Here is a 19,511-nt window from a genome sequence, read left to right on the forward strand (position 1 = left end):
GCCCAGCAACCCCCGCTCGTACGCGATCGCGACCGCCTCCCCACGGCGGCTCGCGCCCAGCTTGGACATGATGTGGGAGAGGTGCACGCTGGCCGTCTTGTCGCTGATGAAGAGCTCCTCGCCCACCTGGCGGTTCGTCTTGCCGAGAGCCACCAGGCGCAGGACGGCGTACTCGCGCGGGGTCAGCAGCGCCGCGCTCTCGGGTGTAGCGGGCGGCTTCGCGCCCAGGGTGATCCGCGCGCGGCGGGCGAGTTGGGCGATCGCGTCGCGCAGCGGTACCGCGCCCAGCCGGGCGGCGACCTCGTCGGCCGCCCGGAGCGCGTCGGCCGCCTCGTCGCGCCGGTCCGCGCCGAGCAGTGCCTCGCCGAGTCGCCAGCGGCACAATGCCTGCTCGTACACGGCTCCGTAGCCGAACGCCGCCGCCGCCGCGCTCCAGCTCTCGGGGTCGCTGTGGCCGCGCAGCCGGGTCAGTTCGGCCTCGGACCGCGCCAGCCAACCGTGGCCTTCGGGGCCGAGCACGGTGCTGCGCGGGGTGCCGTGTTCGGCCGTGCTGCGCGCGTGCTGGGCGAAGCGTTCGCCCTCGGCGATCGCGTGTTCCGCCGCGGCGGTGTCGCGGCGGGTGGCCGCGCCGCGGGCCAGGTCCGCGCAGGCGCTCACGCCGAGCGCGCCGAGTCTGATGCCGGCCATCAGCCACGGTCCGCCGACCTTCCGCGCCCACTCCAGCGTCTCGGTGACGCGCGCGAGGGCGAGGTCCGGCTGTCCGCGCCAGCAGGCAAGTTCCGCGCCGACCGAACCGGCGATCAACGGGATCTGGATTTCCCGGTACCACTCGGCGCGAAGGTTCATGATCAGCTGCTCAGTGTCGGCGAACCGGCCTCTGCCGACCCCGATGTGCAGCCCGGCCGCCGCGAGCCGGGCCGACACGGTGTTGGAGACCGGGCCGCTCGGCTGCTCGGCGGCTTCCTCGCCGGCGTCCCAGTCGCCGACGGTGAAGCGTGTGAGCACCTGGAGAACGCGCAGGTCCAGACCGAAGTCGCTCCAGGGCAGGCCGGTCGCGTTGGCGCACCGCACCCCCGCGTCGATGGCGGTCGCGGCCTCGTCGAGCAGGCCCTGTTCGAGGTACTGGAGCCCGAGGTAGTACCTGGCCCTGAGCTCCACCGTGATCGCACCGGTGTCCGCGGCCCGGCCCATCGCGGCCAGCAGCAGATCCCGGCTCTCCTCGACTCCGCCGTCCATCTCCGCGAGGAGCCCGAGGGTGGCCAGCGCGTCCGACTCGGCGCCGGTCGCCCCGACGACGCGGGCGTCGCGGACCGCCAGTTCGGCCGACTCACGGGCGGAAGCGACCTCCCCGAAGCGCAGGATGCGGGCGCGTACGGCCAGCACCCAGGCCCGGGTGTGGCTGGGCGGCAGCGCCGCCATCCCTTCCCAGGCGGCGGCGATCACCGCTCGGGCCTCGTCATCCGTGCCCTCGATGGCCATCAGTGCCTGGGCGAGTCTGCGCCGCGACTCGGCCGCGACCGCGGGGTCGCCCCGTTCGTCTGCCAGCCGCACCATGGAGCGCGCGTAGGCGACCGCCCGCTCCGGCTCCCCCGACGTACCGGCCGCCCACGAGGCTTTGCGCAGCAGGGTCAGTTCGTCGGTGTCGCGCGGGCGGCTCTCCTCGCCGGCCGTGTCCCACAGCCGCAGCGCCTGTTCCAGGTGGCGCAGCGACTCGGCCGGCGCGCCGAGGCTCGTGGCCTCCTTGGCCGCCCGCACCGAAGCCGCCAGGGCGGCGGGCAGGGCGTTGCTCTCCATGCTGTGGTGCGCGAGCGAGGCCGCCGCGCCCCGATCGTCCTGATGCTCCGTCAGGTAGCCGGCGTACGCGGCATGCAGCCGGACCCGCTCGCCGGGCAGCAGATCGCCGTAGACGGCCTCGCGCAGCAGCGCGTGCCGGAACGAGTACTGTTCCTGGTCGGCGCTGACCACGAAGACATGGTGCTGGACGGCTTCCCGCAGGGCTTCCTCCAGCTGTACGGCGTCCAGGCCGCACACCTCTTCGAGAGTTCCGTGCCGGACGGTGCGCCCCGCGACCGAGGCGGCGCGGACCACCCGCTGGGCCAGATCGCCGAGCCGTTCGACCCGGGTCAGCAGGACGTCCACGAGTGTCGAGGGGATCTCGCGGGCGGCGGCCCGGCTCGTAGCGCCGGCGCGGGCGTCCGGCCACCCCGCGCCCGCACCCGCCGCACCGACGTCCGCATCCGAGAACGCGTCCGCATCCGCGTCCGCATCCGAGAACGCGGCCAACAGCTCCTCCGCGAAGAACGCGTTGCCCTCGGACTGCCCGGCCACCCGCAGCACGGTCTCGTCGTCGATGCGCCCCTCGGCGAGCGCCGTGATGAAGGTGTGCGCGTCCGCCGTGCCGAACGGCGCCAGCGCCAGCCGCTCCACGGCGGGCAGCCGGGCGAGTTCGGCGAGCAGCGGGCGCAGCGGGTGCCGGCGGTGCAGGTCGTCGGTGCGGTAGGTGCCGACGACCAACAGCCGCTGCGAGCGCAGCCGGGAGAGCAGGAACGACAGCAGCCCCCGGGTCGAGCCGTCCGCCCAGTGCAGGTCCTCGACCACGAGCACGACGCAGTTCTCCGCCGCCAGCTCGCCGAGCAGCGCGTAGACGGCGTCGAACAGGCGCAGTTGGCTCACGTCCTGTTCGCGCCGGGGCGCGCCGCCCGGCACTCTCCCGAAGGCCTGGGCGGAGCGCTGCGGTTCGAGTACGGCCGGGTCGTCCGCGGGCAGCGCGAGGTCGGGGAGCAGCATCGACAGCGACGGTCTGGCCAGCAGTTCCGGCCGCCCCAGGTCGCGTACCTGGGACAGCGCCTCGGCGAAGGGAAGGTACGGCAGTCCGGTCTCGCCCACGTCGACGCAGCGGCCGAACAGCACGACCGCGCCGGAGTCGCGGGCGTACCCGCCCAGCTCCTCGACCAGCCTGCTCTTACCGACGCCCGCGTCCCCGGCGATCAGCAGCGCCTGGCCCGATCCCGCGGCGGCACGTTCGAAGGCGGCACGCAGCCGCTGTGTTTCCGGGCCACGCCCGACCAGTGGAATTCCCGACCCGAGTCTTGGCACGTGAGGCATCGTGACATATCCGCACCGCAGGGTCCGTCCCGGACCTGCGCCACGCCGCGCCGACGGGGCGGGCGCTCCCAGGAACGCTCCCCGGACCGCGTCCCGGACGCCCCCGACCGCCCGCCGGCCTCCCGATGCCGCCGGACGCTTCTCCCCATGCCGCCCGTGTGCTGCCCGTCGCTCCCGCGATGGCCGCTCAGGTCTCCCTCCGGCATCAAAGTCCTTCGATTCTTCAATGCATTGTGCAGATCGTTGACGTGGAACGTTCATAACTTTATGGTCGCTGCGACCTTCACCGGCGATTCCCGCAATCGGAGAACGATGAAGAACCCCCCACGCACGGCACGGCTGTTCGCGTCCCTCCTCGCGGTCGCCCTCGCCACGGCACTCCCCCCGGCCATCTCGACCTCCGCCGCCGAGCCCCCGGCCGCAGCCGCCTCCGGCACGTCCCCCCACGGCTGGAAGCTGAGCTCCACGCACATCGACCCGAAGGACAGCCACCACGCCTTCGTCGGCAACGGGTATCTCGGCCAGCGCGTCCCGCCCACCGGGACCGGCTACGCCGAGACCACCGCGAAGACCGGCTGGCCGCTGTTCACCCCGCGCTACGACGGCTCCTTCGTCTCCGGGCTGTACGCGCACAACAAGCGGACCACCGAGAACCGGCAGGTCGCCGCCGCCATCCCGACCTGGACGCCGCTCACCGTCAGCACCGGCGGCACCCGCCCGGCCGGCCGCACCGAGGGCGCACGGGCCAAGGGCGACCGGACCAAGGGCGCCAAGGCCGAGACCTTCAGCGCCACGACGCCCACCGGCCGGATCTCCCACTACCGGCAGACCCTCGACCGCCGCCGCGGCCTGGTCCGCACCGCCCTCACCTGGACGGCGTCCGACGGGCGGGCCACCGACCTGGTCTACGACGTCCTCGCCGACCGCGAGAACCCGCACGTCGGGGCGGTGCGTATGCGTATGACCCCGCACTGGAGCGGCGACGCGAAGGTCACCGACCTGATCGACGGACGCGGCGCCCGCCGGGTCTCGCAGACCGGCGGCGGCGCGCGCTCCGGCGGCCGGACCATGGCCGTGGCGTTCCGCACCGACGGCACGAAGACGGCGGGCACGGTCGCCTCCACGCTGCGCGCAGGCGACGGAGTCCGTACAAGAAGTGAACAACGAGCCGCGCGCGCAAAGGACTTGAGCGCTCGGCAGCACGTCGCCTTCCCGGTCCGCAGCGGCCGGAGTTACGAGCTCACCAAGTACGTCGGCGTCGACACCGCCCTCACCTCAAAGGCCCCCGAGCGTGACGCGGTGACCGCCTCGCAGCGCGCCGCCGACCGCGGCTGGCCCGCGATGTTCGCCGCCCACTCCGCCGCCTGGCGCAAGCTCTGGCGCACCGACATCGAGGTCCGCGGGCACAGCGAGCTCCAGTCCTGGGTCCGCTCCGCGCAGTACGGGCTGCTCTCCAGCACCCGTACCGGCTCGGCCGACAGCATCGCGCCCACCGGCCTGTCCAGTGACAACTACGCGGGCCTGATCTTCTGGGACGCCGAGACCTGGATGTACCCGGCCCTGCTCGCCGGGCACCCCGAACTCGCCAAGTCCGTCGTGGACTACCGCTACCGCACCCGCGCCGGCGCCCGCGCCAACGCCAGGAAGCTGGGCTACCCCGGCCTCTTCTACCCCTGGACCAGCGCGAGCAAGGGCGACCTGAAGTCCGAGTGCCACAGCGTCGACCCGCCGCACTGCAACACCCAGAACCATCTGCAGAGCGATGTCGCCCTCGCCGCCTGGCAGTACTACCTCGCGACCAAGGACACCGACTGGCTGCGCACCCGCGGCTGGCCGATGATCAAGGGCGTCGCCGAGTTCTGGGCCGGGCGCGCCACCCGCAACAGCGACGACAGCTACTCCATCAAGAACGTCGCGGGCCCCGACGAGTACAGCAACGGCGTCGACGACGGCGTCTTCACCAACGCCGGCGCGGCCACCACGCTGCGCACCGCCACCCGCGTCGCCAAGATCCTCGGACATGACGCCCCCTCGGGCTGGAACAGCCTCGCGGGCAAGCTGCGCATCCCGTACGACGCGAAGAAGAAGGTCTTCACGCAGTACGCGGGGTACAAGGGCTCGGTCATCAAGCAGGCGGACACGGTCCTGCTGACCTACCCGCTGGAGTGGCCGATGTCCAAGAAGGCCGCCACCAACACCCTGGACTACTACGCGGCCCGCACCGACCCGGACGGCCCCGCCATGACCGACTCGGTGCACGCCATCGACGCCGCCGCCATCGGCGAGCCGGGCTGCTCCACGTACACCTACCTGAAACGCTCGATCCAGCCCTTCGTACGCGGCCCCTTCGAGCAGTTCTCGGAGGCGCGCGGCGACAAGGCCGGGGCCTCGGACCCGCTGTCCGGTTCCCCCGCGCAGGACTTCCTGACCGGCAAGGGCGGCTTCCTGCAGACCTTCACCAACGGCCTGACCGGCCAGCGGCTGCGCGAGGACCGGGTGCACCTCGACCCGATGCTGCCGCCGCAGCTCAAGGACGGCGTGACGCTGCGCGGGCTGCGCTGGCAGGGCCGTACGTACGACATCGCGATCGGCGCACACCAGACCACGGTGCGGCTGACCCACGGCGACCCCTTCGAGGTCGAGGGCCCGCAGGGCGGTCAGCTGGTGAGCGCGGACGCGCCCGCCGTACTCAAGACCCGCCGCCCCGACCTCGAACCGACGGCCAACCTCGCCAGGTGCCGGACAGCGAAGGCCAGTTCGGAGCAGCCGGGCCTGTACGCGTCGGCCGCGCTCGACGGCAATACGGCCACGCCCTGGACTCCCGAAGGCCGCGACGGCACCCTCACCGCCGACCTCGGCCGCGCCTCCCGAATCTCCGGCGTCACCCCGCGCTGGACGGACACCAAGCCCGCTTCGTACACCCTGCGGACCTCGGTCGACGGGAAGCACTGGCGTGACGTGAAGGCGCTGGACGGCTCGCGCCTCGCCCGCTTCGTACGGGTCACGGTCCACGCGGCCGACGCGAAGAAGCCGGCAGGGGTCGCGGAGCTGACGGTCAAGCGGGCGGAGTAGCCGGTAGGGGCCTCTGATTCCCGCCCCGCAGCCACCGAATCCCACACTCCAGTCACCGCAGCCGCCGACCCGGCACGACGCCGGCCAGGTCGGCGGCTGCGGTGGCTCACCGGCCGGTCTGCTGATCGGCTCGCCGGCCGGCCGGCTTCGACATTCGGCCCTCCACGGCCGGCTGTCGCTCATCAACGCCCGGGTGGCCGGTGAGCTGGTGCCGGCGCGCGCCGGAGGAGCGGCAGTGATGTCGGCTCAGCGCAGGCGGCTCAGTGCTGGACGACGCGGCCCGCTCGGTCGGTGTTCCAGTGGTCGAACAGGTCCCGCAGCTCCCGCTCGCGGGCCGCGCGCCAGGCTCTCCCGTCGTCGTCCCCGCCGGCGTCCTCGTTCTGCTGGGCCCAACGCTGGGCGATGGTCTCCAGCTCGGTGTAGAACCGCAGATGCTCGGGGTCGCGCCGCCACTGCGGCGGCGACCCCGCCAGCACGAGGTCCGTCTCGTCCGGGCGCAGCAGGAGTCCGGTGCTGTGCTCCGGTGCGCCGTCGAGGCGGCACTGCCGGAACAGGGTCGCCCCTTCGCCGGGGTCCGGAGCGCCGAAGTCGATGACGTACGAGATCTCGCCCGGCAGCGCGTGCGGGTCGGGCAGCAGAGCGTCCATACGGACCTGGGCCATGGGCGAGGCCGCGGCGGTGATGTCGGGCACGGAATTCTCCTCGAATGACGTGATGCCGCTCTTCCTAAGACGGGCGCGCGGACGGGCGACCGCGCAAGGGCGATCGCTCACGGGCTGTTCGCTCGGACCGGGCGAGGAATTCGCAGGGAGTTGCCGCCGGGTCCGAGGTGGAAAGGGCTGATCCGTACGACTTTTCGAGAATACCGCCGCGCGTCATGTCCAGCCTGTCGAGTCACGCGTCTGCCGACCGCCGGGGTCGCCACGGTCGGTCGGTGCAGGTGGGGGCCGCTGTGGTCCGGCGGGGGCGGTTGACCTCGGCACCCGTCCTCGACACCCGTCGCCGAAGGCTCACAGCGCGTCGCGGCGGGCGTCTACCGGGTGCCTACAGTGAAGCCATGACTCTACTCACCAGTAGGCGCTGTTACAGCTCGCTGAACCCCCTCCACTCGCTGGTCTACTTCGCACCCGAGCTGGAGGAGGAGTTCACCGCCGTCGGCCTGGAGCAAGGCCGTATGTGCTATTTCGCGGGCCGGGCGGCGGCCATGGGCCCGGTCGGCGCGGGGCCGGTGACCGCGACGTTCTACAACTTCAGCCCCTGGCTCGTCGCCGAGCACATCCCGCGCGCCTGGGACCTCGCGAAGCCGGAGCGCATCCTCGGCGCCCGGCTGCGGGGCGTCGACCGCGCGCTGCGCCGGCTGCTCGCTGAGGAGATCGCGAGCGACCCGGACGTCGCCGAGGCCGCCCGGCTCGCGCTCACCGCCGCCGAGGCGTGCACAGCCGCCGGACGGCCGCTCTACGCCGCGCACGCCGAGCAGCTCGCGCCCGAGCAGCCGCACCTCGCCCTGTGGCACGCCATCACGCTGCTGCGCGAGCACCGCGGCGACGGCCATCTGGCCGCGCTGGCCGCCGTCGAGCTCGACGGCTTGGAAGCGCTGATCACCCACACCGCCACCGGGAAGGGCTTCACCGCCGAGTTCGCCCAGCGCAGCCGGGGCTGGACCCGGCCGGAGTGGGATGCCGCGCACGCGCGCCTGCGCGAGCGCGGCATCCTGGACCCGAGCGGCGAGCTGACCACCGCGGGCCGCAAGACGCGCCAGGACGCCGAGGACCTGACCGACCGTCTCGGCGACGGCCCCTACCGGCATCTGGGCGAAGCCGGAGTCGAGCGGCTCACCGAGATCGGCGGCCGGCTGACCCGTACGGCGGTGGCCAACGGAGCGTTCCCGGCCGGGGTCTTCGCGCAGGGTTGACAGTGGGCGGGCGTACGGCGTCGCACGCTGCCGTACGCGGGAGGCGCGCTACTACGCGCCGTTCGGCCGCGGGACAGGCTGGTTTTAGCCTGTCCCGCGCTTGAGGACACCCACCCACCGGGCAGGCCCGGTCTCAACCAACGCGGCCCACCGCGCTACGCGCTAGCCGCGGCCCAGCATCCCCGTACGGAAGTCCGTCAAGATCCGCGTCAACAGCCGGGACACATGCATCTGGGACAGCCCCAGTTCCGCGCCGATCTCGGACTGCGTCATCTCCCGGCCGAAGCGCATATGGAGAATCCTGCCGTCCCGCTCCCCCAGTCGCTCGACGAGCGGCTTGAGCGCGTGCACGTTCTCGACGGCTTCGAGGGCGGGGTCGATGTCCCCGATGCGGTCGGCCAGCGTGCTGCCCGCCGTGCCGTCGCCGTCGTCCGCCGGGAGGTCCAGCGAGCCGGCGGTGTAGCCGTTGCCCGCGACGATGCCTTCGACGACGTCCTCCTGGCTGATCCCGAGGAATTCGGAGAGTTCCGCCGTCGTCGGATCGCGGTCCAGCCGCTGGGAGAGGTGGTCCTTGGCCTTGGCCAGTTCGATGCGCAGTTCCTGCAACCGGCGGGGGACGTGCACCGACCAGCTCGTGTCACGGAAGAACCGCTTGATCTCGCCCACGATGTAGGGGACGGCGAAGGTGGCGAACTCGACCTCGCGCGACAGGTCGAACCGGTCGATCGCCTTGATCAGGCCGATCGTGCCGACCTGGACGACGTCTTCCATCTCACGGGTGCCGTTGCGGAACCGGCCCGCGGCGTACTTGACCAGCGACAGATTCAGCTCGATGAGGGTGTTGCGCGCGTACTGGTACTCGTGCGTGCCCTCCTCCAGCTCGCCGAGCCGGTCGAAGAAGAGCTTCGACAGGGCGCGGGCGTCCTTCGGCGGAACCTTCGTCGCCTCTTCGATCCACGGAAGCTCCGGCGTGCCGAGTCCGTCCGTCTGCGTCGACGCACAGGCCGGCAGCCGATCAGTCTGCGTCACGTTACTCACGTCAAATCTCCCGAATCGTCAGTGAACGAGCGGTCGTCGTCCCGACCCACACGTAGTTCGTCATCCGAAATATTGTCGAGAGGTAACCGTCTCGTAAGTGATCCAGGAACGCAAGCCCCGCCTCACGGAGCCGAGTTCACACCCCCGACCGATCGACATGCCGCCACCCGGTCAGAGGCGGCGCCCCCTAGCGAGTTCTCTTTTTTACGCAAGCCGAAACATCTTCAGCCGTACGAGAAGGCCGGACACCCGCACGAGGGCGGCGAAGAGACAAGAACGTGCGGGCGCTACGCGCTGTCCGCCACTTGGTCGCCGCCCCGGCTTACGCCAGCCGGCCAGCCGACATGCGCCGAGGCGGCGCTACGGAAGGCGTCCAGCCCCTCGGCCAGCGCGGCCAGTCCCGCCGGCGTCATGGCTTGGAGCACGGTTTCGACCTCCCGCACCCGAAAGTCGCGGAAGTCTGCCAGCACGCCGTGCCCGCTCCTGGTCAGCCGCAACTCGACCTCACGGCGGCTGGTCGCGCTCGGCGAGCGGACCACCAGGCCGACGGCTTCGAGGCGGTCGCACAGCCGACGCACCGAGGGAGGCTGCGAACCGAGGGCCTCACTCAGTGTTCTCAGGTTGGTGCCCTCGCGCTGTTCGATCATCAGCAGCGCACGCAGCTGCGACGGCGACACCGGCCGCGTGGGGACCGCCTCCTGCCCTCGCCCCCACAGCACCTCCAGTAGCTCCGACACAGCACAGGCGGCGTGAGCCGCCCGATCGTGCTCGTGGGAGGGGACCGAAGGAAACAAGGAAGGCACCGCCACACTGTGTCATTCGGGGCGGGCGTTTGTCAGCCCGGCAGCCCGCGGGCAAGAGCGTGGTCAGCGGCCCGCCGAGCGGCTGAGCTCCCGCCGCGTCACTCCCACTTCTCGTCATCCTCGTCGTCGCCCCGCATGTTCCGCCAGTCGGCGAAGTCCGCGATGGCCGCTTCGGCCAACTCGGCTGCCTGCTTGGGGCAGTTCCACTCCTCCAGAGCGAACGGGCCCCCCGGGGCCTCGAAATCCTCGGGCGCGTAGATGGCGTTCACCGCCGCGAAGGCACCGGCGCCGCGGTCGAGCCGGTTGGCGACCGCCCAGGGGTGCGCGCCCGCTTGGTGCTCATGCGCGCACGGCATGCCGAGCGGGGCGAGGTCGACCGTCTTGACCGCGGCTTCGATCTCGCGGAAGAACGTCCTGGGCATGCCTTCGTGCCACTCGAAGACGCATGAGCACACCGCGAGAAACAGCCCGAGCCGGTCCTCCGAAGCGCCCTCCCCGGCCATCCAGCGCCGCGCGGCCCACAGGCCCGCTTCGGCGGAATCCTCGTCGCTGCGGAAGCGCCGGCGGATCGTACGGGTGAGCCGGGGGATGTCGACCCGCCCGTCGGAGCGCAGGTACCTCTTGTCGAGGTGCCCGGTCTCCCGCTCCCCGAACAGCTCCTGGAGACCCTCGCGCAGCCGGTCGACGGCCTCGTCGGCCAGCTCGGCCAGGAAGGCCGGGCAGAGCCAGCCGTCCAGCGGCGGGTCGCCGTACTCCCCGTCCCGCTTCCGCTCGTACGCGGCCCGGCCGCCGGGACTGAGCAGTTGCGCGCCGGTCGTGACGTCGTACTCACGGTCGTCACCGACCTGCGGATGTTCACCCGGCGCGTGTCCGCAGCCGGGACCGGGGCCGGGGCCTGAGCCTGAGCCGGGGCCGCCGTTCGCAGCCAAGCCGGTCCTCGCGGCCACCAGCGCCGCCGTCATCCCCTCCAGCACCTTGGCCGTTCCGATCCGGCCCGATGCGGCGTACCAGCAGGTGGCGTTGAGGATGACGATGAGACCCGCCCGCTCATCGCCGGTCGGGTCGTCGTCCAGCCGGTCCGCGCATATGGACAGCGTCAACGCCGGATCGCAGTGGGGGTAGTCGCTCACTATGGAGCGCAGGTCACCCGCCAGCTCCGCGTCTTCGGGGTCCGGACCGAGCATCGCGTCGTTGTTAACCATGATCACCGAAACGCCCCACCCGTCCGTACGGTTCCCCGAAGGGCCTCAGGGGCCTCAGGATGGGGACGGCTGCGTCTCCATCACCTTTTTGATACCACGCAGCGTGGTCTGGATGTTTCCGCGCTGGAAATCGGCGAATGTGTGGCCTCGCGTCGCGATTCTGTCGAACGTGTTGGCCAGAAAGTCGGGCCAGGAGCGCCGCTCGTCCGTCCATGTCTCGGTGACGAGAGTGCCTTCGGGAGCGGGCTCGAACCGGTATTCCCAGGTGGCGATGGAGCCGCGCAGCCGCGGCTTCTTCACGCCGATCGCGTGCACGCGAAATTCGAACCGCTCGCCCGGATCGGCCGCGGTGACCGTGCACCGGGTGGTCCAGCGAAAGGCGCCGCGCTTGTTGTAGCCGTCGAAGACCATGCCCACATAGGCGCCCTGGCGTTCGTCGGGAACGGTCGCTCCGCGGTTCTCCGGACTCCAGCGACCCATCAGTACCGGGTTGCTGATTTGCGCGTAAAGCGTCGCGGGGTCCGTATTGATGGTGATGCTGTCGGAAACACGGAATATGCGCGTCATAGGGGCTCCCATTCTCGGTGTTCGACCCTATCGCGCCGATCCTGAAGCCGACCGGCCCGCCGGCCGCCCGCCGGGAGCGCCGTTCTTCGGCGGCACCTGGTACGGCTCGCCCTTGCTACGGGGCGTCAGATCCACGGGCCGGTACGCAGCTTCGCGTACCAGCGGGCGGCCATCTTCGCGTATCCGCCGGCGGAGGGATGGACGCCGTCGGGGAGGTCCTGGCGGCGCAGGGCGCTGTGCATCGCGACGAAGTGCACATGGCGGCCCCGCTGCACCCACTTCCGCACCACACCGGGAACCGCCGCGTTGAACGTCTTCGCCCTGGCCTCGGCGGCCCGGTTGCCGATCGGGACGAGGTCCGAGACGAAGACGTCGGCCCCCGGCGCCGCGGCGGTGAGACGGCCGATCAGCGTGGAGAGCCGGGCCGGCGCGCGCCGCACATCGTGGTTCCGCAGCATGTCGTTGGTGCCGATGTGCAGGAGTACGGTGCGCGGCCGCGCCGCCCGCGTCCAGACGGCGGCCCGCGCGTCGATCCCGTCGATGCGCCACCCCGGGTGCCCCTCGTGGTCGTGGTCTCCCAGTGCGATCGGCCCGTTGAACCGCGAGCCGACGAAGTCGTCCTTACGGTGGTCGGCGGCGGCCCGCCGCCACAGCGAAGTCCGGTAGCCGCCGGGAACGTTGACACCGGCGGTGATCGAGTCCCCCAGCGGCATGATGCGCAGCCCACCGTTGGACTCGGCGGCGGTGGGCGCGGGCGAGGACACCACCAGCGCAGCGGCGGCGACCACGGTGGTACACAGTGGGACCAGGACCGAGCGTCTGCCCGGACCGGTCCGACGACGAAATCGCATCGGCGCTCCTGTGATAGGGGTCCCCGACTTCGTCGCGGATGACCGCCTATGCGTCGTTGTACACCCGTTGCGCGGAAGCCGCCGCCCGAGATGACGAAGCTGCGCCAGTCAGCCGCATCGCAGGTGGTGGAGCCGGGACGGGAGTGGCTCGTGCGAGCGAGGGACCGGGCGACGGACCCCTGCGGTGCACGGCACGACGGTCAGCGCGATGCACCGCGCGGCGGGGCGGGACGCCTGCGGCCTCGCCGCTCGAACCGGGAGAACCGGCGCTAGCTGTCGGAGCCCTCGCTGCCACCGACAACATGCATCGCCGCCTCCTCCGCCGAAGCCGCGCCGCCGTCGATGCCCACGTCCGAGCCGACCGAGCCGCTCGCCTCGGCGGAGTGCGCGCCCTCGTCCGGAGCCACCAGCCGACCGGCGCGGGCGTCGCCGACCTCATCGTCGATCAGCTCTCCGTCGCTGTCGGGGGTGTCCCCCAGCCCGTCCCCGTCGGGGGCCGCGACGTCCGGAAGCTCCTCCGACAGCCGCTGGTCCAGGGTCTCCCCCGAGCGCTGCTCGGCGGCCGTGACCCCCTTGCCCTCGACGGCCATGGGCCGCTCCGGAGGCGAGTAGCCCTCGTCGAGCACGGAGTCGACCCCGCGGTGGTCGAGGGTGTCCTCGGGTTCGAGCACGCCGGAGTCGTCAGGCGCGCCCGAGCCGTCCGGCTGGTAGACCTCGTCGCCCATCTCGCTCATCGTGTCCTCCCTGGCGGTCCCCGATCCCCGTACCCGATTCCCTGATCATGATCCCCGAGTTGTCCGGAATTCACATCCGCACCGCGAGGGCCACGGCTGGGGGACTTTTCCCCCGGAGCGTCGAGGAGCACAGTTGAGACAAGCGCACGCTCCGAGAGGGGAGAACGTCATGCTCATCCTCGGTCTCATTCTGCTGGTCATCGGCCTGATAACCGGCGTCGCGATCCTATGGACGATAGGAGTCATCCTCGTCGTCATCGGTGCGGCTCTGTGGATCCTCGGCTCCGTAGGGCGCGCGGTGGGCGGCCGGCGTCACTATTGGTGACCAATAAGACCGAATACGTGACCGGCAGCCTGCCGTGCGGCCGGATACAGCCCTGTCCGGCACGCATTTTGGCTCAATCCGCATATAGCCCAATCCATGATTGCTTGACTACGTTGCGTGTCGAGAGGACGGGCCCCTCAAGACCGCGGTCTCCAGACGGCGTAAGCGTCAGAGTCGTACGGCTGGACAACCGCGGATGAGGTGGCGGCTCTCTTCGTAGGGGTTCCTGGCTTGGCGACGGCATCGTCGCAGGTGAAGCGTGTGCGGAACGTCCGGGCCGGATGTGCGGACCGGGCGCGAACGGCTCCCGTTCCTGTCCGGTGCCCCGGGCCGGGACGGCAGGTGCTCCGACAACCCTCCGGGCAACGTCATCAGTGAAGGCGGACAGCCATGGCACAGCACGAAGAAGCACGGGTGGATGTCGATCTCGAAGCATGGTCGGCAGCGGGTCTGTCACCGGCCGAAGCGGCCGAAATCGCCGCGGAGATCCCCCAGGGGATCCTGCTGGCTCCCGCGCCGTACTCGGTGACGGAGACCCGCACGCCCAACGAGGAGTGGCAACTCCCCGCCGCCTGGCCGTACAAGGGCGCGATGGCCCACGGGACGGCAGCGGTGCACTACGCCCCGGGGCATACCTCCCTGCAGCGGCCGTTCATCTTCGCCGACGGGTTCAACTACGGTCCCAGCGACCTGGCCGGCCTGTGGAGTCACCTCAACACTCCCTACGGCCCGGACAACAAGCAGTTCCTGAGTGAGCTGCTCGCCGCCGGCTTCGACGTCATCCTGCTCGGCTTCGACGAGCGGCACACCTACGTCCAGGCCAACGCGGGCATCGCGGTGAGCTGCATCCGGCGGGCCATCGCGGAGCGAACGGGAGACTCCCCGCTGACCGTCGGCGGAGTCAGCATGGGCGGTCTGGTCACCCGCTACGCGCTGGCTCGTATGGAGAGCGACCGCGAGGACCACCAGACCGAGACGTACCTGTCCTACGACTCCCCGCACAACGGGGCCTGGATCCCGCTGATCCTCCAGCAGTTGGCCTACTTCTTCGAGCCGCTGACCCCGGGCAAGGGCCCCAAGCAGGCCGCCCTGATCAGGAGTCCCGCAGCCCAACAGCTGCTGTGGGCCTGGGTGAAGGACGCCCGCACCTCGGGCCCCGTCGCCACCGCCAGCCCGCTCCGCGCGGAGTTCCTGAGCGACCTCAACAAGGTCGGCTCCTTCCCCATGCGACCCCGCAAGCTCGGCGTCGCCAACGGCAACGGCCAGGGCATGGGCCGGGACGTGCCGCCCGACGAGCTGGTCTTCGAGTGGAACGCGCTGGCCGGCCTGCTCCAGGCGGTCGTCCGTACCCAGCCTTCCTTCGGCGACCGTCAGTTCATCGGCCGGATGCGCGCCCTCGGCGAGTGGCGCAGGAGCTACACCACGGCCGTCGCACCGTTCGACGGCGCTCCCGGCGGCACCCTCGCCTCGTACGGCATGCTCGCCGACAAGCTCGGCGCCAAGATCGAGGAGGCATACCGCAGCGGCTGCTTCGTGCCCGCCGTGAGCGCGGTCGCCCTCGACTACGACCCGGTCAGGTGGCCGATCGACCTGCACACCGACATCTCCGTACTGCCCGGCGAGCAGAGCCGGTTGGACGCCTTCCAGTGCGACACGGAGAACTCCGAGCACGGCACGGTCCGCGCTCAGCTGGCCGACTGGATCCTGGATCAGCTTCGGTAGGACTTCCGTGAGCGGGACGGGGAGAGGCCGGCGCGCGCGGTGCCCAGTCGGGTGCCGCGCGCATCGGCCGGCCGGCCGGGGCCCCGGCCCCGGCGATGGTGCCCGGACGCGACGCGCTCGACCGGAATACCCTGCCTGCGACGTGAGTTACGTCCACCATGGCTGAAGAGAACAGCGGCCAGGGCGCAGGCCCCGCCCCTCGCGTACTGTCCGACGGGGCGCTCTCGGAGCTGCTCTCCGCCCAACAGTTCGGCATCCTCGCGACCAATAAGCGCAGCGGCCATCCCCACTTGACCACCATGCTCTACGCCTGGGATCCCGCGACGCGCACGGTGCGCTTCTCCACCACCGCCGACCGGGTGAAGGTTCGTCAGTTGCACAACGACCCACGGGCCGCTCTGCATGTGTCCAGCGAGGACCACTGGTCGTTCGCGGTGGCGGAGGGCGAGGCGGAGGTCTCGGACGTCACCGGGAAGCCGGGGGACGCGACCGGGCGGGAGCTGTTCGCGATGCTGCCGCTGAACGCCCGGCCGTCGGCCCCGGAGGAGAGGGACGCGTTCTTCGGGCAACTCGTCGCGGAGCAGCGCGTGGTCATCAGGCTCGCGGTGAACCGCCTGTACGGCACCGCGCTCGACGTGCCCGGCGCGGACTGAGCGCCGAGGACGCCCGCCGCCGCGAGGTGACACATTCGACGCGAACTCCAGCCGTCCGCAATGGGCGGTCGATATGCTCCTGGGGTGTCGTTCGGTGCGCGGCGAATTCATGAATTCGCCGCGAATCCGAGCCCACCGCCCATGGCGTCGTGAACGGTGCGACTTCCCCTCGCACCGGCTTCCGGCCGGCGCTTCGCCATGATCAGTCAGCAGCCGCTGCAACCCCAGGGAGCGACGTGTCCCGCAACACGATTCCCGACGCGTACCCGCCGGTCCATCCGTCGCACCGGCTCTCGCGCCGCCGCCCGCCTCGACTGCCCGACGTGCGGCTGTTCGAGGTGCGGGCATGAGCGCATTACGCGAGGCATTGGCCGCCGGGGAGCGCACTTTCTCCTTCGAGTTCTTTCCGCCCAAGACCGATGCGGGAGAACGGCTGTTGTGGAACGCGATTCGCCGTATCGAGGGGATAGCGCCCACCTTCGTGTCCGTGACCTACGGCGCGGGCGGCTCCTCCCGGGACCGTACGGTCGCCGTGACCAAACGGATCGCCGCCGAGACGACACTGTGCGCGGTCGCCCATCTCACCGCCGTCGGCCACTCGGTGGCCGAACTGCGCAACATCATCGGCCAGTACGCGGACGTCGGCATCCGCGATGTGCTCGCGTTGCGCGGTGATCCGCCCGGCGACCCCAACGCGCCCTGGACCCGCCATCCGCAGGGGTTCGGCCACGCCAGTGAACTCGCCGAGCTGATACGGAGATCGGGGGACTTCAGCATCGGGGTCGCCGCCTTCCCCGAGCGCCATCCCCGCTCCGCGGACTGGGACAGCGACATCCGGCACTTCGTCGCGAAGTGCCGGTCGGCGGACTACGCCGTCACCCAGATGTTCTTCCATGTCGAGGACTATCTCCGGCTGCGCGACCGGGTGGCGGCCGCGGGCTGCGACACGCCGATCATCCCGGAGATCATGCCCGCCACCGACGTCCGCCAGATCCGCCGCTTCTCCGAACTCAGCGGCGCCGCCTTCCCCGAGGACCTGGCGCTCCGGCTGGAGACGGCGCGCGACGACCCGGGGGCCGCGCACCGCATCGGCGTCGAGTACGCGACCGTGATGGCGCAGCGGCTCCTCGACGAGGGTGCACCGGGCCTGCACTACATCACCCTCAACCGCTCGACGGCGGCCCTGGAAATCCACCGGAACATTCAGCGGAACAGCCGGCGGGCGAACAATCCTCCGGCTCCGGTCGGAGCCGGGCAGCACTGAACCCGCTGATCCGCTGAATCCACTGCCCCACTCTTTCCGGGCACTTTCGGGCTCCTCCGGGCCCCGGTTCGCGCCGTCCCCTGTCACTCGCCCGTCATTGGAGCGCTCGTGCGTATCGCCGTCTCCGGTTCGATCGCCACCGATCATCTGGCGTCCTTCCCCGGGAGGTTCACCGAACAGCTCATCGCCGACCAGTTGGAGAAGGTGTCCCTCTCCTTCCTCGTGGACGACCTCGAAGTCCGGCGCGGCGGAGTCGCCGCGAACATCTCGTACGGGCTCGGGCAGCTCGGCCTGACGCCCACTCTGGTGGGTGCCGTCGGCGAAGACTTCGGTGACTACCGGGTCTGGCTGGAGGACCATGGTGTGGACACCGATTCGGTATGGGTGTCCACCGAGCGGCAGACCGCTCGGTTCATGTGCACGACGGACCAGGACCAGAACCAGATCGCGTCCTTCTACACCGGTGCCATGGCGGAGGCCCGCGACATCGACCTGCGCACGGTCGTGGAGCGGCTGGGCGGGCTGGATCTGGTGGTCGTCTCCCCCAACGATCCGCAGGCGATGCTGCGTCACACCGCTCAGTGCCGGGAGTTGGGCATCCCGTTCGCGGCCGACCCTTCGCAGCAGTCGGCCCGGCTGGAGCGCGCCGAGGCGCGCCGGCTGGTCGAGGGCGCGCGCTGGCTGTTCACCAATGAGTACGAATCCGCGATCCTGCTGGAGCTCACCGGGTGGCGGCACGAGGACGTACTGGCCCGGGTGGGCACCTGGATCGTCACCCGCGGCGCGCGGGGCGTGGTGCTCAACCGCGCCGACGCGCCGCCGGTCGCGGTCCGGGCCGTCGACGCCGGGGGCGTGCTGGAGCCGACCGGGGTCGGCGACGCGTTCCGCGCCGGTTTCCTCGCGGCGACGGCTTGGGGGCTGCCCGCGGAGGCAGCCGCGCGGCTGGGCTGTGCCGTGGCCACCACCGCGCTGGCCGCCGTCGGTCCCCAGGAGTACGACGTCCGCGCCGACGCGCTGCTCGCCCGCGTCGAGGCCGCCTACGGGCCCGCCGCTTCGCAGGCGCTGCTGCCGCGTCCGACGCCCCGGCCCTGAGCGCGCGGGCCCCGGTACTGCGTACGCGGGAGCCGTATCCGGACGCGGTCGGTACGTGCGATCCGAGCGGACCTGGAGGTGGTGCGGGCACACCCCCCGGCGGTCATCCGGGCCGACCCGGCCCCGGTGGCCCGATCCGGGGGTGGCGGGACCACCATCGGGCGGCGCAGCCGGGTGTCCTGTGTACCTGGCCAGGTCGGGTGCCGGGCCCGCACCGTTGAGAGCGATTCGAAGCGGTTTTCCGTATCGCCGAGGTGGGGGTTTCCATGAGGGGTGTCGCCCTGTGCACGGAGCAGGAAATCTCCTGGCGGGCGCGGGGGTGGGCATCGGCGGCCGTGTCGACGCCGGCGTCGGCGTCAGGCGCGTCAGGAACGTCAGACACATCCGGCACGTCAGGAAGGTCAGGAACGTCAGGCCCGTCGGCGAGATCCGCACCGGCGCTCGCCGCGCACCATGACGCGGTGCTCGCCGAGCTGTGCACGGAGCTGTTCGCCTCGCTGCCGCGCAGCGACCAGCGCAGGCGGGGAACGGACTACGTCCGGGGCCTGCTGGACACCCGGGGGCGCAAGTCGATCAGGAACATCGCGGCGTTTTTGGGCGACCCGGCCCTGGAGCAGAGCCTGCACCACTTCGTCACCAGCTCCACCTGGGGCTGGACGCCGGTACGCCAGGTGCTGGCCCGGTACGTGGCGCGGGTGGCGCCGCCGCAGGCGTGGGTGGTGCGGCCGATGGTGATCCCGAAGGCCGGGGAGAACACCGTCGGGGTGGACAAGCGCTTCTTCCCCGCGTTCGGCCAGGTGCTCAACGCGCAACAGGCCGTCGGGGTCTGGGCCGCGTCCCCCCGGTTGAGTGTGCCGGTCAACTGGCGGCTCCAGCTGTCGCGGGGCTGGCTCGACGACGGCGAGCGCCGCAGCCGGGCGTCCATCCCCGACGGGGTCGAATCGCAGACGCCGGAGGACTTCGCACTCGGGGCCTGCCTGGACTCGGCGCTGCACTGGGATCTGCCGGTGCGCCCCGTGGTGATGGAGGCGGGCGAGGCCGACGCCTGTGCCATCGCCCGGAAGCTGCGGGCCGCCGGCCTGCCGTTGCTGATCAAGGTCGGCAGCACGCTGCCGGTCAGCGTCGCCGACCCGGCGCTGCCCGGCCACGGCGGCGCGGTGCCGCTCCCCGC

At 71.4% G+C, this 19,511-nt stretch carries 16 protein-coding genes; 8 read left to right on the forward strand and 8 right to left on the reverse strand.

Features of this window, described 5'->3' with window-relative positions; all coding sequences use genetic code 11:
* Window positions 1-3,096: helix-turn-helix transcriptional regulator (locus QMK28_RS29470; protein ID WP_443050866.1), on the reverse strand; the 3,096-nt coding region annotated here is incomplete at its 3' end.
* 321 nt (window positions 3,097-3,417) lie between these two features.
* Here QMK28_RS29470 and QMK28_RS29475 point away from each other — a divergent pair.
* Window positions 3,418-6,177 carry a discoidin domain-containing protein gene (locus tag QMK28_RS29475; protein WP_326442731.1) on the forward strand — a complete coding sequence of 920 codons (2,760 nt, stop codon included), beginning with the start codon at window positions 3,418-3,420 and terminating at the stop codon, window positions 6,175-6,177.
* A 260-nt stretch (window positions 6,178-6,437) separates the two neighbouring features.
* Here the strand turns inward: QMK28_RS29475 and QMK28_RS29480 are convergent, their stop codons facing one another.
* Entirely contained in the window at window positions 6,438-6,869 is a 432-nt protein-coding gene (locus tag QMK28_RS29480) for a hypothetical protein (RefSeq protein WP_326442732.1), read from the reverse strand.
* 365 nt (window positions 6,870-7,234) lie between these two features.
* On the opposite strand from QMK28_RS29480, the gene QMK28_RS29485 reads away from it, so the two are divergent.
* Window positions 7,235-8,089, forward strand: coding sequence for an SCO6745 family protein (locus tag QMK28_RS29485; RefSeq protein ID WP_326442733.1), 855 nt, complete (start codon window positions 7,235-7,237; stop codon window positions 8,087-8,089).
* A gap of 162 nt (window positions 8,090-8,251) precedes the next feature.
* Here the strand turns inward: QMK28_RS29485 and QMK28_RS29490 are convergent, their stop codons facing one another.
* From QMK28_RS29490 to QMK28_RS29515, 6 genes are all read right to left on the reverse strand, one after another.
* The gene (locus QMK28_RS29490) at window positions 8,252-9,118 is read right to left on the reverse strand and encodes an RNA polymerase sigma factor SigF (protein WP_326442734.1); all 867 of its coding nucleotides are present in this window, start codon (window positions 9,116-9,118) and stop codon (window positions 8,252-8,254) included.
* A gap of 296 nt (window positions 9,119-9,414) precedes the next feature.
* A complete protein-coding gene (locus QMK28_RS29495) occupies window positions 9,415-9,921 on the reverse strand; it encodes a MarR family winged helix-turn-helix transcriptional regulator (RefSeq protein ID WP_326442744.1) in 507 nt (168 codons plus the stop codon).
* Window positions 9,922-10,028: 107 nt separating this feature from the next.
* Window positions 10,029-11,132 (reverse strand): hypothetical protein, encoded by a 1,104-nt coding sequence (locus tag QMK28_RS29500; protein WP_326442735.1) that lies wholly within the window; start codon window positions 11,130-11,132, stop codon window positions 10,029-10,031.
* 54 nt (window positions 11,133-11,186) lie between these two features.
* A complete protein-coding gene (locus tag QMK28_RS29505; protein WP_326442736.1) occupies window positions 11,187-11,699 on the reverse strand; it encodes an SRPBCC family protein in 513 nt (170 codons plus the stop codon).
* A gap of 125 nt (window positions 11,700-11,824) precedes the next feature.
* Window positions 11,825-12,487: an SGNH/GDSL hydrolase family protein gene (locus QMK28_RS29510; protein WP_326442737.1), complete on the reverse strand. Its 663-nt coding sequence runs from the start codon at window positions 12,485-12,487 to the stop codon at window positions 11,825-11,827.
* Between the two features lie 332 nt (window positions 12,488-12,819).
* The gene (locus QMK28_RS29515) at window positions 12,820-13,284 is read right to left on the reverse strand and encodes a DUF5709 domain-containing protein (RefSeq protein ID WP_326442738.1); all 465 of its coding nucleotides are present in this window, start codon (window positions 13,282-13,284) and stop codon (window positions 12,820-12,822) included.
* 169 nt (window positions 13,285-13,453) lie between these two features.
* Here QMK28_RS29515 and QMK28_RS29520 point away from each other — a divergent pair, with 169 nt between their 5' ends.
* The 6 genes from QMK28_RS29520 to QMK28_RS29545 all read left to right on the forward strand — a co-directional run.
* Window positions 13,454-13,609 (forward strand): DUF6131 family protein, encoded by a 156-nt coding sequence (locus QMK28_RS29520; RefSeq protein WP_326442745.1) that lies wholly within the window; start codon window positions 13,454-13,456, stop codon window positions 13,607-13,609.
* A gap of 390 nt (window positions 13,610-13,999) precedes the next feature.
* Window positions 14,000-15,331 carry a hypothetical protein gene (locus QMK28_RS29525; RefSeq protein ID WP_326442739.1) on the forward strand — a complete coding sequence of 444 codons (1,332 nt, stop codon included), beginning with the start codon at window positions 14,000-14,002 and terminating at the stop codon, window positions 15,329-15,331.
* A gap of 158 nt (window positions 15,332-15,489) precedes the next feature.
* Window positions 15,490-15,984 (forward strand): TIGR03618 family F420-dependent PPOX class oxidoreductase, encoded by a 495-nt coding sequence (locus QMK28_RS29530; protein ID WP_326442740.1) that lies wholly within the window; start codon window positions 15,490-15,492, stop codon window positions 15,982-15,984.
* 346 nt (window positions 15,985-16,330) lie between these two features.
* The gene (metF, locus tag QMK28_RS29535) at window positions 16,331-17,248 is read left to right on the forward strand and encodes a methylenetetrahydrofolate reductase [NAD(P)H] (RefSeq protein WP_326442741.1); all 918 of its coding nucleotides are present in this window, start codon (window positions 16,331-16,333) and stop codon (window positions 17,246-17,248) included.
* Window positions 17,249-17,356: 108 nt separating this feature from the next.
* The gene (locus QMK28_RS29540) at window positions 17,357-18,340 is read left to right on the forward strand and encodes a carbohydrate kinase family protein (protein WP_326442742.1); all 984 of its coding nucleotides are present in this window, start codon (window positions 17,357-17,359) and stop codon (window positions 18,338-18,340) included.
* 335 nt (window positions 18,341-18,675) lie between these two features.
* A partial coding sequence (locus QMK28_RS29545; RefSeq protein ID WP_443050867.1) for an IS701 family transposase occupies window positions 18,676-19,511 on the forward strand: 836 nt, incomplete at its 3' end.

Source organism: Streptomyces sp. H27-D2 (genome assembly GCF_035828615.1).
Lineage (GTDB): Bacteria > Actinomycetota > Actinomycetes > Streptomycetales > Streptomycetaceae > Streptomyces.